Origin of the sequence: Legionella bozemanae (assembly GCF_001648595.1) — a bacterium.
Lineage (GTDB): Bacteria > Pseudomonadota > Gammaproteobacteria > Legionellales > Legionellaceae > Legionella > Legionella bozemanae.
Genome location: NZ_LBAW01000042.1, coordinates 1 through 14219, shown reverse-complemented (window position 1 = coordinate 14219; position 14219 = coordinate 1). Strand labels below are relative to the sequence as shown.

Here is a 14219-nt window from a genome sequence, read left to right as displayed (position 1 = left end):
TAGTATTATTTATGTATACAACTGTATTTTTAAGTTGATATCCATTGATTTTACAAGGGGTATATGCATACAATTGTATACATAGGGATTTTACTTTAAATTACTCGTTTTTAAAGGGTTGTTTAGTTATTTATATATAAATCATATGGTTATGCGCAAATTCTTTAAAGCAATCACATTGCGTGGTGTGTGTAGAATCAGGAAATACAACTAGGCGCAATCCTTATGAAGTACTATTATTGTATAGTTAGAATAATGGCCAATGGAATAAATAAAGAGCGCGTGCCTTTGCGCGTTTGTGAAGGGATTAATTATAAAGTGGGATAAAAAATGAAACTATTTTTTCAAAAGGAGGTGTTAATTGATCGTATAAAAAAACTAATGCAATTGCTTATTAGAATTAAGGATTTTGTATTAGAACCACCACCAGGCTATCTCGAATATCAAAAAGCCATTACATCAAAAGATGCTAATTTTAATTACATGGAAAATGAATTTTTTAAACGACATATTTTACCTAATGTAATTAAGGGACATGGTATATTAAATCAGGGTGAGCATCTTTCTATTAACCACCAGCAATTAATCAATAATAATCCACATAATATTTTTAGAGTAAATCCTGTTACTGGTTTGCCTATGATTGGTTCCTATGATGCAGGAGGAAGTCCATTTGGATTTAATTTCAATCACTCCATTAATCACCATATTAATCATCATTCCAGCTTTAGCAATATGCATCCCAATAATCAATTAAATTCATTTGATTATTGGAATAGATAGTTAAGTTAGTTAGCATTATCAATTTTTAAAAAGGATATTTAAGTGAAAAGCATTATAAGAAATACATATAAATACTTAGCGCCAATAGCTATTATTGGCATATTCCTTTTTCACTCTTATTCAGTTCAATCAAAACTAGAGAAAAAAGAAAAACAAACCTATATCACCATAAAAGAGCTTTCCGAACTTGCTGCAAAAACTTACGGTGTTGAGCCAACTGTTTTGGATAAGACAGTGATTACCTTTATAGATTGGATTTTACCTGTCTCTTTTATTAATAAAAATGAGTCTCTCAAATTACTGGCTGATCATAAGAAAGAAATCTTATCAGAATCAAAATAAATTTATGTGTCAGCAAGATGGGAAAAGTTGGGTCGCCCTTCTTAAATCTGAGAATCGTGTTATCAGACCTAAGAAAATAATCGATCCGCCATAGTATTCAATGAAATAAAATTTGATTATATTGAAGTTCTTTTAGGATGTTCTTCCCTTTTAACCTATATGTAAAATAGTTATATGACTACTCAAACCATCAAAATGCCATTTCTACTTCAAGAAGAATTAACGCGTATTACTAATGCAACCGATTTTGAACTTTTCATTCTAAAATGCCATATTGAAAATATAATCTATACGAAACGCAAATTAGAAAAATTAGCCTCTAAAATTTCTATTGGCGCTAGTTTAAAATACTTTGACGTAGAATTATTAACACAAGATGTTTTATTGGTGAATGAGTTAGGTGAATTGATAAAGGGAATTCGTCAATCTGATCAAAAACAAGTTTGTATTCAGCCACAATCTATTGATTGTGATTTTAAAACCAACGTTCCTTCTATTAATGATAATCGAATGCTTATAAGTGATGATTGGAAACTTCCCATCTACCATAAAGTTGTCGTTAACTCTTCCGGGAATGTTTTAAAAGGTTATTTTATAAAATATAACCATAATGGTTGCAAATTAAAATTATTAGGCGGAGAAACGATTAAACTGCGCCCATATGCCTCTTTTTATGAACCTAGCCCAGAAGATCTGCAAGATTTTATTCGAATTGAACAAGACCAGGTTCAGCAACATTTAGAATATGAAAGAACACTAAGTGCATTGAAAAAAAATATAGGTCAATTAGACCCCAACAATTATCCTAATGATTATCGAAAAATTACTCGGTTATTGATAGGAAGAGGATTTTTTATTGATAATATAGATAAAGCTATCAAGCTACTTGACAGTAATGAAGTAACCCCACCTCTGACAAAAGAGATATTATTTGAGTGATATGAACGCTCTCTTATTTTACTATGCTTGGTTTCAAAAGTATTCAGACTTAAGAGATTTTATTTGATAGATATCCCTCCCCTCTTCTAAGGAATTTTAAGCCATTGGCTCTGTTTATCTGATGTATACGCCATTAGATAACTTAGGGGGTAACCGATAGGCTAATTGGATGAAAAGATCGGTTGAGTCATAAATTGTGACTCAAGCTCGTTTTTATTGCATTTTTTATTTGTTCCATTAGACCAAAACTTTCACACTCTAGTTTCGAGAAAGCAAACCACTTCTTCCCTAAATCTTTTAATGAAGCACCAATGTGATAAATATCGTGATCATCAATAATTAAAAATCGATCATGAGATAAACTAAACTGAACAAATTCCATTTTTTTATATTGCTCATTATATTTTTTAATGTCTAGTTTTAAATTATTACTAATATTCTTAGTCAATATACAAATCTGCACATTAGGTTTTGACTTTGCCAATTGTTCTAACACTGATTCATCGATGTAATTATCTAGAAGAATTATTGATGATTTTGCTGCTCTAATTAATTTTGAAACAAAAAGGTATGCATCAAATATTTGGCCATCATAAAATACTCCCTGTTCATTATGATCCCTTCTGTCCTCTAATGCATTGAAAATTTTTTCAAACTGCTCTGTGGCCTTTATCTCGTGTACAATTTGACGTTTTTCCAAGATGCTAAGTCTATTAATGATCTCCCCATTAAGTGAGAGAAATCGACGCATTTCCACAAAAGTTCGCATAATAGTAATATTAACTGCTATCGCCCTCTCACTTGTTAATACACCTGATATTCCAGCCACACCTTGCTCTGTAAATACATAAGGCAGAAACCCTCCAAGACTCTTTTTTGAAGGTATCGCATTTTGCGATAGCAAGATTTCCACCTCATCGGGAGTTAATTGAAACATGAAATCTTCTGGGAAACGTTTAATATTACGCTTGACTTGTTCTCTAAGGCGAATCGGCTTAACTCCATATAAATCTGCTAAATCCTTATCAAGCATAACGTGGATACCACGTATTTCATAAATCTTTTTCTGCAGTTCATCTTTAGTAAGAATTAAATCCAGAGTCATTGTAAAAGCCTTTAAAATAGATCAGATAATTAAGCATAATTAGGTAACTCAATTATAATGAACTTAGTCTCTGTTGAGTACATAATAAGAAAATAAATATAAGCCACACTGTCTACCGCAGACCAAAAAGCTTCAATGTGCTCTACTTGGATAGGAATAATTTTAAAATCCATGATGGCCTCAGTTATATTTATTCATCAGTAAATTAGGTTCATTTACCAAATTATCCTTTTCCAATCGGGTTAATTTTTTAATTAACCGCTCCAATTGCATCGCCCTGCCCTTTCCTTCTTTAATTTCCCAGGCTTGAGCTAACTTTATGGGTTTAAAGCTTCGTGTATATTTACAACCACCAGTTCCATTCAAATGCGACTGATACCGTTTTTCAATATTATCTGTATATCCTGTATAATAGGTATTATTGTCACAGAGCAACATGTAAACCCAATAACTTTTTTCATCCATTTTCACCACCGTTAAGCAAAAAGATTCTCAATAGTTTCTTGTATCTCGTCCTGGCTAGGCTTGGCATATCTAAATATTTCTTTAATAGACACATTACCACTAAGTTCTTGAGCAAAGTGCACTCCATATTTATCGGTCACTTTCTTTAAAAAAGTATGCCTTAGTTTATGCGGCGTAAATTCAAACTTCTCTTGCTCAGGCAAAAATGCCGATGCTTGTTTTAAAATTCTTTGGCAAATTCTGTAAACATCAAGGGTTTGCAAGCGAGTACCATAACGTGTTACAAAAAGAGGCTCGTCCTCGTTAGAATTTCTAGTATTTAAATATTGATCTAAATATCCCCTACTCTCTTGTGGCAAAGGAATTTTTTGGCTAATACGTTTAGACTTATGGCGTAGTACCTCGCATAAACTCTTCTGTCGATATTGACCTACATTTAACGAAGCCACTTCCGATTCACGAAGCCCTGTACCCAATAATACATAAAAAAGGGCGGTTTCCATCAAAGGATTTTGATTTTTTCGAGTACAACTTTTGATGCGCTGTTCACACGCTGATTTTAAACGCATTAATTGTCTGGAAGATAATCCATTCCAATCGGGAGCATCGGTTTGTAAATCCTTAACCTGAGCTAGAGGATCACCTGCCAATAATGGGCGCTGCTGATGGAGCCACCGACCAACATGACGAATGGTTGCCATGGTACGATTAATTGATGTTGCTTTAAAAGGTTTTCCGGTTTTCTCAGAAATTGTCTTTAATAAGTTCTTTTGGAAATGCTTACTGACTGCAGGAGTCCAACTGTCAACTACGTCGTGCCCTACTTCCATTTGAAAAAATTGCATGAATTTAGATAAGTCTTTCTTTTTTGCTTGCTCTGTTTTTTCAGGAGCGCCTTTCACATGGACTGAGTAATAATAGGACAGCCAGGCAGATAATGAATTTGTGTCAAAATGCACATCCAAAGGATGAAAAATCTTATCTATCACAAACTTTTGATTTTTCGTATTTTGACGATCCAATAAATCCATGGGTTTCCTTGTAACTTTTCCTTTTATTTGGCAGGAAAATTAGACTTTTAATTGGCACTATAGACGTGCTCCCAACCATTAATTTTGCTTGGATTCAAGATGTGTTTTATGAGTTTCGCCTAAAATTTCAAATGCTTCCTTTATGACATACAGAGCAATAGCAGTTCCAATAATCAAATCAGGATAGCGAGAATTTGTTATTGCTATTAATCCTCCTGACAAGATAACTCCTAGATTTGCAATAACATCAGCTCTGGTAAAAATCCACGTAGCACGAAGATGGATTTCTCCATTCCTAAATCGGCGAAGTAGATACAAAACAACACCATTTACGACCAGGGATATACAAGCAATACTTATTATAATAGTACTCATAGGAGAGCTACCTAATAAAGTTCTCCGCCCAACATCAACTAATACTCCGACTCCTAAAATTAATAGCAAACCTCCACTAAGCGCTGCAGTTGTGGTTTTAAAACGCATAGCTCGACCTACTGCTAAGAGACCCAAAGCATATGCGGATGCATCAGCAAGCATGTCGAAAGAATCTGCAATAAGCCCTGTAGATTCTGCTATAATTCCCGCAATTAATCCTACAACAAACATGGCAAAATTTAATGTTAATGCTATTTTTAGCACTTTTCTATCTGCTATGACAGCAGCTTGATGGCATTCGCAACCCATGTAGTATCCTCTTGTACACTCGGTATTTATATAAATACCTTATTAATTTTAATTTCAAAAAAAATTATTTCTAAAATTCGTAATGTAATTCTTGCAATTGGTAAATGCAGTTAAATACAATCATGTTACGGAATAGCCGCTCGTAGTTTCCTCTTTTTAACATAGGCATTGAGGCCTATATGATTGCTATATCCTAAAAAAACTGAGATTTTCCTAACAGACAAACCTAATGCTAAAAGTTCCTTAATTTTATCCGCATCTTTATCGAACTTACTTTTCTGAATCGTGCCTTTTGGCTTACCCAACTGAATTCCTTGTGACTTTTTATTGGCAAGCGCTTCTTTAGTTCTAAGGCTAATAAGATCACGCTCAAGCTCAGCAAAAAGAGAAAATAAGGTAATCATGACTTTTGATGTCATATCATGCTGTTTAATATCAAGGTTTTGTTTTATGGCAATTACCCGTACCTGTTTTTTTATTAGTTCATTGACTAAACCAATAACTTCTGCGGTACTTCTTCCCAATCTGCTTAGTTCAGTAACAATTAAAGTATCCGCACCATTTAATGCGGCAAGCATTTCATCTATACGACGTTCTTTGCTAGTTTTCCTACTTGAAATCGTCATCTGGATAAAATCATCTACTTCAAGTTTATGTTTTTTGGCAAATTCAAAAATTTCCAGTTTTTGATTGTTCAAATCTTGCTTATCGGTGGAGGCGCGAATATAGGCAATTGTTTTGGTCATAATTTAATCAAAAATTAACTTGTTTACATTTAACTTTAAATGATGGTATCAATTATACAATTAATAATAAAAATATAAACTGTTTTGTATATCCAAAATATATGTATAATAACGACCGTTTTTTATTATACATTTAATGGACTAGTTTAATCAAAATGACTAAAAAGAATGCGATTTATAAATTTAAGATCATTCAACCTTATTTGGATAATATTTCAACACTAACCTTCATTTCTGAAGACAAAGAAATCCCCATTAGAAGTTTGCATCGTTGGGTTAATCAATACAAAAATAATGGCTTAAAGGGATTAGAACAAAAAAGGTGGAGAGATAAAGGGCAATATCGGCAATTATCTGATAATTTAGTGAATATTATAGAAGGATTAGTTTTACAAAAACAAAAAAGAACGGTTGCCTCTATTCATCGTCAAATTTTACTTTATGCACAAGATCATAAACTTCCAAAGCCTAGCTATGGGGTTGTTGCAAAGATAATTAAAAATATTCCTCCCGATTTGATTTGCCTGGCACGTGATGGAACAAAATCGTATCAACAAAAATTTGATCTTCTTTATATAAGAGAAGCTGATAGACCAAATCAAATTTGGCAAGCTGATCATACATTGCTTGATATTTATGTGCATGATGGTAAAGGAGAGCTGAAAAGACCATGGTTAACCATTATTATTGATGATTATAGCCGAGCAATTTCTGGTTATTACCTAAGCTTTAATGCCCCAACAGCCCAACAAACTGCATTAGCATTAAGACAGGCTATATGGAAAAAGAGTGAAAGTAATTGGCCTATTTGTGGGGTCCCAGAAATACTATACACTGATCATGGCTCCGATTTTACTTCAAAACATATAGAAGAGGTTTGTGCTTCATTGAAGATCCAATTAATTTTTTCAGGTATTGGGAAGCCAAGGGGCAGAGGTAAGGTAGAACGATTTTTTGGCACAATTAATCAACAATTTCTGCAAGATCTACCTGGTTATCTCCAGAATGGGATAATGACTCAAAAAGATAAATGTTTTACTTTAGAAATTTTTGAGTCCAAGCTAAAGGCATTTATCCTCAGTGACTATAACCATAGCGTCCATAGCACAACGAAGATTCCACCAGTTCAACACTGGCAAGCCAATCAATTTTTACCGCAACTTCCTAAAAGCCAAGAAGTTCTCGACTTACTATTATTAACAATTACGAAGCCAAGAAAAGTTCACAGAGAAGGCATAAAATTCCAAGGATTACGATATTTTTCTACAACGTTAGCCGGCTTTATTGGACAAGAAGTGCTAATTCGTTACGATCCAAGAGATATGGCGGAAATTTATGTTTTTTATCAAGGTAAGTTTTTATGCCGTGCTATTTCACAGGATTTAGATAGCGGTACTACTAGCTTAAAAGAAATTATCGCAGCCAGAAGCCAAAGAAAAAAAGAACTACGTGACAATATAAAAAAGCGCCAATCATTAGTCGATGCAATTTTACAATGTCCTGGAAAAATACCAGGTACTCTGCCAAAAGAATCTATAAATAAGCCAGAAAAACAAAAAAATATCACAATTAAAAGATACCAATATGAATGACAACGAATTTATTACGACGAAAGGATATCTCCGGTTTAAAGAATTTTGCGACGCATGCATGGAGTACAAATACATTGGAATTTGCTACGGGCCACCAGGTGTGGGAAAAACAAAATCGGCAGAACATTATAGTGACAAGCCTCTAAAAGACTCTATTCCAAAAGATCAATTTGGAACGCTTATCACAAGTGAAGCTCCGAAAGAGTTATATGATTGTAAAACTATTTTGTATACACCGATGCCTCCATTCTCGCCTTATCAAATGAATAATCAGCTTTTAAAGGAACAAATAATCTTCAATCAAATAGTAAAAGAAGCAAACATTAACAGGATAAGATACGAACAACCAGATTTATCTGCAAAGCATATTGATTCTTTAATAGAGGCCAGTATTGTGGATTATAAGGATTACTTTAAACTCATCATTATTGATGAGGCAGAGCGATTGAATGTTACCGCCTTAGAAATTTTGCGAGCGTTATACGATCAATTAAATGTAAGCTTTATTTTTATTGGAATGCCTGGTTTAGAAAAAAAATTATCAAGATATCCCCAGCTATATTCAAGAATCGGATTTGCGCATGAGTACAGGGTTCTTTCAAAAGAAGAAATGATATTTATGTTAGAACATCATTGGAAAAAGTTAAATTTAACATTTAAGCCAGATGATTTTGCTGATCATGAAGCAATGACAGCCATCATACGTATAACCAATGGCAATTTTCGATTAATAAATAGATTATTTATGCAGATTGATAGAATTTTAAAGCTGAATGATATAAAAAATATTACCCATGAAGTAGTCCTGGCTGCTAGGGAATGCCTATTAATTGGTACAGCTTAAGCATGCCATCTAAAGTACAAATTTCCCTGCCAAATAATGCTAAAAGTTACATACAACTATCACATTGATACAAAGTATCCATAAAAGTACTTTGACTGACCAATCAATTCCAAAAGAAGAGTTAAAATTTATAAAGCAGCTAAAGAAATGAACCAATTAATTGCCAGCTCAATATTCGATTTAATCCCTCCTGATGAAGAAGAAAAAAATCTTTTTGAATTCTGTAGGCAAAAAAATGATTCAGAACATATTGATATGGAAGAGGAGTTTTACCTTGAGTTTCTTGCTTCCATTAATAAAAAAGAAGTATTGCATTTACATTACATGGAAAAACAATCCCCTTTTTTAATCTCTGAAACATAAAAATTCCCCACACGTTTTGTAGAGCCACTTAATCGTGAAAAACAAAGAAAAAAATCTGACTAGCTGCATGATGCAGTTAAATATAATACAAAACCTATAAGAGTCAAAAGGTTTAAATTGAGGAATTACAATATAATTAAATAACATTATGGAGATGAATAAGCCGAAAAATCCCTTTGAAAATAAGTATAAAGTAAATAATTATAAATCAAGAAGTTATATGGTTAGCGTCGGGAATCGAACACATTACCATTCTGCGCTCTTGTGCTTTTTTCCAAAAAACACTAGCTGTCTTTCACGGTGTGCAATTGTCTACGGGAGCGTGCCGTTTGGGTGCCGATCATTAGAACGTAGATGATGTTATTTCAATTGATAATGCATTATGATTAATATTCAGTAAACATATACATTAATAAGATATTTAATGATTAAGGGAATATTTATTTTAATTATATTAGCCCTACAATTAATTGTAGGCTGTGTTCCTCGATCGTTAGAACCAAATGCAGAGAAAGTGGTGGTTATCTATAATCAAAGTACTAAAATGGCCAAATCATGTGAATTTTTAGGGAAAATATTTAATAGTGATGTACATGGAAAAAAACTTCATTTTACGCTTGGCTTAGAGAAAAATCTAAAAACCGATGACATAAATTTTCTTAAAAATGAAGGAGCCAAATTGGGGGCAAACCTTGTTGTATTTGAAAAGCATCACACATCAATAGAAAGATACCACTCTCAACCTGGTCATACAACCGACATCAGTATACATGCCATTTATGCTAAGGCTTATCGATGTCCTCCAAATTTAATTGAAAGCATGGAACAATTGAATGAATATCATCATGCATACAAAAACCCAGTGATTATTAAAAATAATTAATTATTGAAGTAAAACATTATTAATCGATTGAGTAATGGAATAGCAATAATTCGGTGTATCTTTAAAAAGCATCTGTAGATATATAACTGCATTAAAAATCACACTCTGCCATGAATTAATTAAAATGAAACCCTCTAAACTTTATAAAGACTAATATCCTCTTTTAGGTGTTTCACAATATCATCTAAATGATGAATAAATGCCATCATTTCCTCTATGCCACTAGAAAAAGTTGCGGTAGCACGATTAATTTCATTCATGCTCTCCACTATTTGCTCAATTCCAACTGCTTCTTGCCTGATAGACACCTCGATGTGTTGGCTAGAAATCGATGCTTCATTAATCATTTTACTTAGTGCATGAATAACGTCGCCTGCTTTCTCAATAAGCTTAATTTCTGAATCAAGAGTGTTAGCTCCTTCCTCGGTAACGATGACCGCTTTTTCCGTGCTGCGCCGTATGTCCTCAAGAATTTTTTGCACCTGTACCGTGGACTGTTCTGATTGCTCTGCAAGGTTTTTTACTTCAGTGGCCACTGCGGCAAAACCTTTTCCCGATTCTCCTGCTTTTGATGCTTCAATTGATGCATTCAATGCTAACATCTTGGATTGTTGGGCAAGCGTATTTACTACTAAAGTAATTTCACTGATTTGTTGCATGTGGTTACTTAAATCCAGAATAGTTTGCGCAATAAGTTTCATCTTTTCCTCTGAGGTCCTAATACCCAGAATGCTTTGTTCCACAGAATGAGCACCTCGCTTTCCCTGTTCATAGGTATTTTGAGCCAATTCTCGTAAAACCTGAGCTTTAGCCATAGTATTTTTAGAACTATGGTCTATTTCTTCCAATGAAGCACTGATTTGATTAATCGCAGATGCTTGAGAACTAATTTCTTTTGCTTGTTTATTAGCAGAAATAAGTACCGTTCCAACCATCGTGACGATATCACTGCTGGCTTGTGTAATTTTTTTTGTTATCGATGAAAGTCTATCCGTCATGGAATTTAAATCTCGACCCAAATCTTGTAATATGCCTTCGTTTTCAATTTCAAGACGATGACGAAGATCACCGGAAGCAACTTTACTGCTATGTAGACTAAATTTTTTCGAAGAATTAATCAGTGTTTCCAATAACACTCGAGTTTCCTCCTCTTTAGTACGAAGCATTTCTTCATTCTTTTTTATTGCATCTTGCATGATTTTTAGGGATAAAAGCAGCTTCCCTAATTTATCTGATGATAGGATTTCGATTGCTACGTCTCGCTCTCCTGCGGCAATTCGCTCAGCAGCATTTATTGCATAATCCAGTGGAATAGATAATGCTCGCTGTGTCATATAAGGGACAATCACTGTTAAAACAATTGCTAAAATCAACAGCCACAAAGCAGATTCTTTTAAAGAAATTAAATCCTTATCTATTTCATTTATATGGGATTCAATTTCTTTGGATAAGTCTCTAAATAGCCCCCCTTCTCTTTTACCCGTTATCTCCGAATAAGGACCAACAATGAGATCTATCATTGATTTTTGAATGGCTCGTGTTTTGTTCCTGCTATTTTCTACATTATCTGGATTATTAGGATCTCTTGGAGTATTTATTATTGATGCTTGAGTTTGATGCAAAGATTTATAAAGTTGTTGAAGCTTTTTCCATTTATGTTGTATTTCTTGATTATCTAACACTTGGATTACTTGATCACCCTGGACTCTAACTTGATGAATTTCATTCCATATATGGTCAAAATAAGTCTTATCTTTTGGGTCTCCTGTCATTGCCCAATGCTCCAAAATGTCTTGAGCTTGATAAATTTGGGAATCAAGAATGGGCGGCAAATTCTCATTTTGAATTTTATGACTCAGGTGGATTATATAGTTTACTTTGGGCACTAAAAGCATAATCAATATTAATAAAGGTAATCCAAGTGTCATAAATCCAATAAACAATCGGGCACCCAATGGAATCACAAAACGTCGTGGGATTGCATCAGTGTTCATTACCGCCTCCTATTTAGAACGAGACTTTAGAATCTCCGCTCATTCATAATTCTTTAATAGAATTTTTCTGGTGATCACTCCAAAAAATAATACAAAATGACCTATATTTTTACTTAAGTCAGTATGTTAATTAATTTAAAATCCGAATCGATTTCTTTAATATTCAATGCCTCATTGTCTATAATGTGTAATAAGTCCATACAGAAAGAAAATATATGACAAAACATACCTTATTAAAAAATTGGAGAGGTTGTCTTTTAATTTCAGTCACTTTATTATGCTCCTGTGTCCACCCTAAGGATGACATCAAAAATGAAACATCAGTTAATAAATCATTTGGTGGATATCGTCCCCATGGACACGGACATGGACATCATTAATTCGTTGATGTGCTTCGAATAGTCACTAGCCCCGGAACTAAAAGCACAATACCCTACACAAATGGACTTACTCCTCTATGGAGTCAAATCCCCTACTCTTCGCTCAATAATCAGTGTCAGATTATTGCAATTTAAACCATACTCCATGAAAAAAAATAGCTGCTAAGATTAAAAGGATGATTAAAAAAGAATAAAAGTGAATGGTTTTCTTCTGTTTTTTGAGAAAAACCAAAACACCTACAAGTACAATACCCAACACCCCTAGCAGTAACCAAGTCCATAGATTCATTTCCATATTTAGTGTTCCTGAACTTTCTTGTTATGTAATTCATGCACATGCTCCCCATTACCACCAAAGCCCCCAGCATACTGACTTTCAGGATGAGCCTCCTTGGGGATTGATTGAGTCGAAGTACAAGACACTAACCCGATTCCCCAAAAGCCAATGCACATCGTCCAAAATAATAACCCGCTTGCAGTTCTTGTTTTCATTTTTATTCCTCAAAAATAGATATCCTGTGATAACTCAATAACATCAAGAGCAGCTACTTCATTTAGTGCGCTTTAGCCGGATTACTGATTCAATCAGCTTTAAGGTATCTTGTGATGTAAAAGGCTTCACACACTGCATTGCCTCCGGTTGTACTTCATCTATGTGACGATTTTTCGTCAATATCACGATAGGCGTTGCTTGATTCAACTCCGAATACTTTTGAATGTGCATAACCAACTCCTGACAATTAAATCCTTGTGTTAAATTCTTATCAATTAAAATCACATCATAACGTCTCATTAAAGCAAGATCCAAACCAGCGTTCGCATCACAGGCCATATCCACCTTATGATTCAATTTCTGCAATTGAGTGCGTATAAGAATTCGTTCGCCCAAGGAATCATCGACTACTAAAAAAAGCAAAGAATCAACCATAAGACACCTCATATCACTTGCTTGAGCCATCGAGTTATTCCTCTTTTCGTTATTCTTAAGCCTCTTGAATTTCCGCATGCCCTTTATGAGAGTTCAAAAGCCGCAATCCATTCGCTACAACGATTAAACTAGCCCCCATATCCGCAAAAACAGCCATCCACAAAGTAGCAATACCTCCAAGGGCTAAAACGAAAAACACGCCTTTTATGGCAATAGATAATGTAATATTTTGTCGAAGAATCCTTGCTGTATTGCGACTCAAATCAATATACAAAGGCAGCATGGATAAATTATCATTCATCAAGGCTACATCGGCTGTTTCCAATGCGGTATCTGTCCCTTTTCCCATTGCAAAACTAATGCTTGCTTTGGCTAAAGCAGGCGCATCATTAATACCATCCCCTACCATTCCTACCGCTTTATATTGTTCTAACAATTGATTAATCGCTTGCAGTTTATCCGTAGGCAATACATTGGCCTTCACCTCATCAATACCTACCTGTTTGGCTATCGCCTGTGCCGTTACTGCATTATCCCCTGTCAGCATCGCTGTTTTTATACCTTGCTCATGAAGCCTTGAAATAGCCCACTGACTGGATTGACGTAACGTATCGGCCACCGCAAACAAAGCAAGTACAGTAGTGTTATTGCTTAAAATAATTGTGGTTTTTCCTTCTTCCTCCAATCGTTTCAGCTCTTTTTCTATTTCAGGATTGCATACGAGATTGTCTTCAGCCAGTTGATGATTCCCTACATAAAACAGTTCCTCTTGCACCAACCCCTTCACGCCACGACCAGGGAGTGCCGCAAACTCATCAATCTCTAATAATTCAGAACGGGGTTGTTCTTGCTCCCAATAGGCTACTAAAGCATGTGCGACAGGATGCTCTGAATGACTATCAAGGCTTGCAGCAATGAGAAGCAACTCGTCTTTTGTTCTACGCTTATCATGAACAATAAAATCAGTCACTACTGGTTTACCTTCAGTTAAGGTTCCAGTTTTATCTAAGGCTATTAATTTTAATTGATGTCCAGTTTCTAAATAACTTCCACCTTTAATTAAAAGTCCATGCTTTGCTGCAGAGGCTAATCCGCTCACCACTGTTACCGGGGTCGAAATAACCAACGCACAAGGGCATG

18 protein-coding genes are annotated in these 14219 nt (G+C 34.5%); 8 read left to right on the top strand and 10 right to left on the bottom strand.

Annotation, left to right across the window (positions count from 1 at the left end; all coding sequences use genetic code 11):
- Positions 1 to 330 precede the first annotated feature (330 nt).
- From A8O27_RS17595 to A8O27_RS17585, 3 genes are all read left to right on the top strand, one after another.
- A complete protein-coding gene (locus A8O27_RS17595) occupies positions 331 to 783 on the top strand; it encodes a hypothetical protein (protein WP_058460618.1) in 453 nt (150 codons plus the stop codon).
- Positions 784 to 825: 42 nt separating this feature from the next.
- Positions 826 to 1125, top strand: coding sequence for a hypothetical protein (locus A8O27_RS17590; protein WP_176580215.1), 300 nt, complete (start codon positions 826 to 828; stop codon positions 1123 to 1125).
- 174 nt (positions 1126 to 1299) lie between these two features.
- Positions 1300 to 2064 carry a hypothetical protein gene (locus A8O27_RS17585; RefSeq protein ID WP_058460619.1) on the top strand — a complete coding sequence of 255 codons (765 nt, stop codon included), beginning with the start codon at positions 1300 to 1302 and terminating at the stop codon, positions 2062 to 2064.
- Between the two features lie 187 nt (positions 2065 to 2251).
- Here A8O27_RS17585 and A8O27_RS17580 read toward each other — a convergent pair whose 3' ends face one another.
- From A8O27_RS17580 to A8O27_RS17560, 5 genes are all read right to left on the bottom strand, one after another.
- Complete coding sequence (locus tag A8O27_RS17580; RefSeq protein ID WP_058460620.1) at positions 2252 to 3169, bottom strand: ORF6N domain-containing protein; 918 nt, start codon at positions 3167 to 3169, stop codon at positions 2252 to 2254.
- Between the two features lie 180 nt (positions 3170 to 3349).
- Complete coding sequence (locus tag A8O27_RS17575; protein WP_058460621.1) at positions 3350 to 3634, bottom strand: GIY-YIG nuclease family protein; 285 nt, start codon at positions 3632 to 3634, stop codon at positions 3350 to 3352.
- 11 nt (positions 3635 to 3645) lie between these two features.
- Positions 3646 to 4665, bottom strand: a complete 1020-nt coding sequence (locus A8O27_RS17570) for a tyrosine-type recombinase/integrase (RefSeq protein WP_058460622.1) — start codon at positions 4663 to 4665, stop codon at positions 3646 to 3648.
- A 78-nt stretch (positions 4666 to 4743) separates the two neighbouring features.
- Complete coding sequence (locus A8O27_RS17565; protein WP_058460623.1) at positions 4744 to 5349, bottom strand: cation efflux transmembrane domain-containing protein; 606 nt, start codon at positions 5347 to 5349, stop codon at positions 4744 to 4746.
- 125 nt (positions 5350 to 5474) lie between these two features.
- Complete coding sequence (locus tag A8O27_RS17560; RefSeq protein WP_058460624.1) at positions 5475 to 6095, bottom strand: recombinase family protein; 621 nt, start codon at positions 6093 to 6095, stop codon at positions 5475 to 5477.
- A gap of 155 nt (positions 6096 to 6250) precedes the next feature.
- Between A8O27_RS17560 and A8O27_RS17555 the strand changes: the two genes are divergently transcribed.
- The 4 genes from A8O27_RS17555 (at position 6251) to A8O27_RS17540 (ending at position 9777) form a co-directional block, all read left to right on the top strand.
- Positions 6251 to 7687 (top strand): TnsB C-terminal domain-containing protein, encoded by a 1437-nt coding sequence (locus A8O27_RS17555; protein ID WP_058460625.1) that lies wholly within the window; start codon positions 6251 to 6253, stop codon positions 7685 to 7687.
- Positions 7680 to 8531, top strand: a complete 852-nt coding sequence (locus A8O27_RS17550; protein WP_058460626.1) for an AAA family ATPase — start codon at positions 7680 to 7682, stop codon at positions 8529 to 8531. Before A8O27_RS17555 ends, A8O27_RS17550 begins: the two co-directional genes overlap by 8 nt.
- Before the next feature lie 147 nt (positions 8532 to 8678).
- Positions 8679 to 8894 carry a hypothetical protein gene (locus A8O27_RS17545; protein ID WP_058460627.1) on the top strand — a complete coding sequence of 72 codons (216 nt, stop codon included), beginning with the start codon at positions 8679 to 8681 and terminating at the stop codon, positions 8892 to 8894.
- Between the two features lie 424 nt (positions 8895 to 9318).
- On the top strand, positions 9319 to 9777 hold the full coding sequence (locus A8O27_RS17540; protein WP_058460628.1) for a DUF4156 domain-containing protein: 459 nt from the start codon (positions 9319 to 9321) through the stop codon (positions 9775 to 9777).
- Positions 9778 to 9911: 134 nt separating this feature from the next.
- Here A8O27_RS17540 and A8O27_RS17535 read toward each other — a convergent pair whose 3' ends face one another.
- Positions 9912 to 11771: a methyl-accepting chemotaxis protein gene (locus tag A8O27_RS17535; RefSeq protein ID WP_064115145.1), complete on the bottom strand. Its 1860-nt coding sequence runs from the start codon at positions 11769 to 11771 to the stop codon at positions 9912 to 9914.
- 215 nt (positions 11772 to 11986) lie between these two features.
- On the opposite strand from A8O27_RS17535, the gene A8O27_RS18865 reads away from it, so the two are divergent.
- Entirely contained in the window at positions 11987 to 12151 is a 165-nt protein-coding gene (locus tag A8O27_RS18865) for a hypothetical protein (RefSeq protein WP_154669256.1), read from the top strand.
- Between the two features lie 121 nt (positions 12152 to 12272).
- Here A8O27_RS18865 and A8O27_RS19100 read toward each other — a convergent pair whose 3' ends face one another.
- The 4 genes from A8O27_RS19100 to A8O27_RS17520 all read right to left on the bottom strand — a co-directional run.
- Positions 12273 to 12446, bottom strand: a complete 174-nt coding sequence (locus A8O27_RS19100) for a hypothetical protein (RefSeq protein ID WP_169816522.1) — start codon at positions 12444 to 12446, stop codon at positions 12273 to 12275.
- Positions 12447 to 12448: 2 nt separating this feature from the next.
- Positions 12449 to 12643, bottom strand: coding sequence for a hypothetical protein (locus A8O27_RS17530; protein WP_058461044.1), 195 nt, complete (start codon positions 12641 to 12643; stop codon positions 12449 to 12451).
- Positions 12644 to 12701: 58 nt separating this feature from the next.
- The gene (locus tag A8O27_RS17525) at positions 12702 to 13109 is read right to left on the bottom strand and encodes a response regulator (RefSeq protein WP_235810605.1); all 408 of its coding nucleotides are present in this window, start codon (positions 13107 to 13109) and stop codon (positions 12702 to 12704) included.
- Positions 13110 to 13134: 25 nt separating this feature from the next.
- On the bottom strand, positions 13135 to 14219 hold a 1085-nt coding region (locus tag A8O27_RS17520), incomplete at its 5' end, for a heavy metal translocating P-type ATPase (protein ID WP_154669255.1).

Coding starts and splice junctions, on each gene's coding strand:
- A8O27_RS17560 (WP_058460624.1), bottom strand. CDS start 6,095: ATGACCAAAACAATTGCCTATATTCGCGCCTCCACCGATAAGCAAGAT.
- A8O27_RS17535 (WP_064115145.1), bottom strand. CDS start 11,771: ATGAACACTGATGCAATCCCACGACGTTTTGTGATTCCATTGGGTGCC.
- A8O27_RS17550 (WP_058460626.1), top strand. CDS start 7,680: ATGAATGACAACGAATTTATTACGACGAAAGGATATCTCCGGTTTAAA.
- A8O27_RS17555 (WP_058460625.1), top strand. CDS start 6,251: ATGACTAAAAAGAATGCGATTTATAAATTTAAGATCATTCAACCTTAT.
- A8O27_RS18865 (WP_154669256.1), top strand. CDS start 11,987: ATGACAAAACATACCTTATTAAAAAATTGGAGAGGTTGTCTTTTAATT.
- A8O27_RS17570 (WP_058460622.1), bottom strand. CDS start 4,665: ATGGATTTATTGGATCGTCAAAATACGAAAAATCAAAAGTTTGTGATA.
- A8O27_RS19100 (WP_169816522.1), bottom strand. CDS start 12,446: ATGGAAATGAATCTATGGACTTGGTTACTGCTAGGGGTGTTGGGTATT.
- A8O27_RS17595 (WP_058460618.1), top strand. CDS start 331: ATGAAACTATTTTTTCAAAAGGAGGTGTTAATTGATCGTATAAAAAAA.
- A8O27_RS17575 (WP_058460621.1), bottom strand. CDS start 3,634: ATGGATGAAAAAAGTTATTGGGTTTACATGTTGCTCTGTGACAATAAT.
- A8O27_RS17530 (WP_058461044.1), bottom strand. CDS start 12,643: ATGAAAACAAGAACTGCAAGCGGGTTATTATTTTGGACGATGTGCATT.
- A8O27_RS17565 (WP_058460623.1), bottom strand. CDS start 5,349: ATGGGTTGCGAATGCCATCAAGCTGCTGTCATAGCAGATAGAAAAGTG.
- A8O27_RS17585 (WP_058460619.1), top strand. CDS start 1,300: ATGACTACTCAAACCATCAAAATGCCATTTCTACTTCAAGAAGAATTA.
- A8O27_RS17580 (WP_058460620.1), bottom strand. CDS start 3,169: ATGACTCTGGATTTAATTCTTACTAAAGATGAACTGCAGAAAAAGATT.
- A8O27_RS17525 (WP_235810605.1), bottom strand. CDS start 13,109: ATGGCTCAAGCAAGTGATATGAGGTGTCTTATGGTTGATTCTTTGCTT.
- A8O27_RS17545 (WP_058460627.1), top strand. CDS start 8,679: ATGAACCAATTAATTGCCAGCTCAATATTCGATTTAATCCCTCCTGAT.
- A8O27_RS17540 (WP_058460628.1), top strand. CDS start 9,319: ATGATTAAGGGAATATTTATTTTAATTATATTAGCCCTACAATTAATT.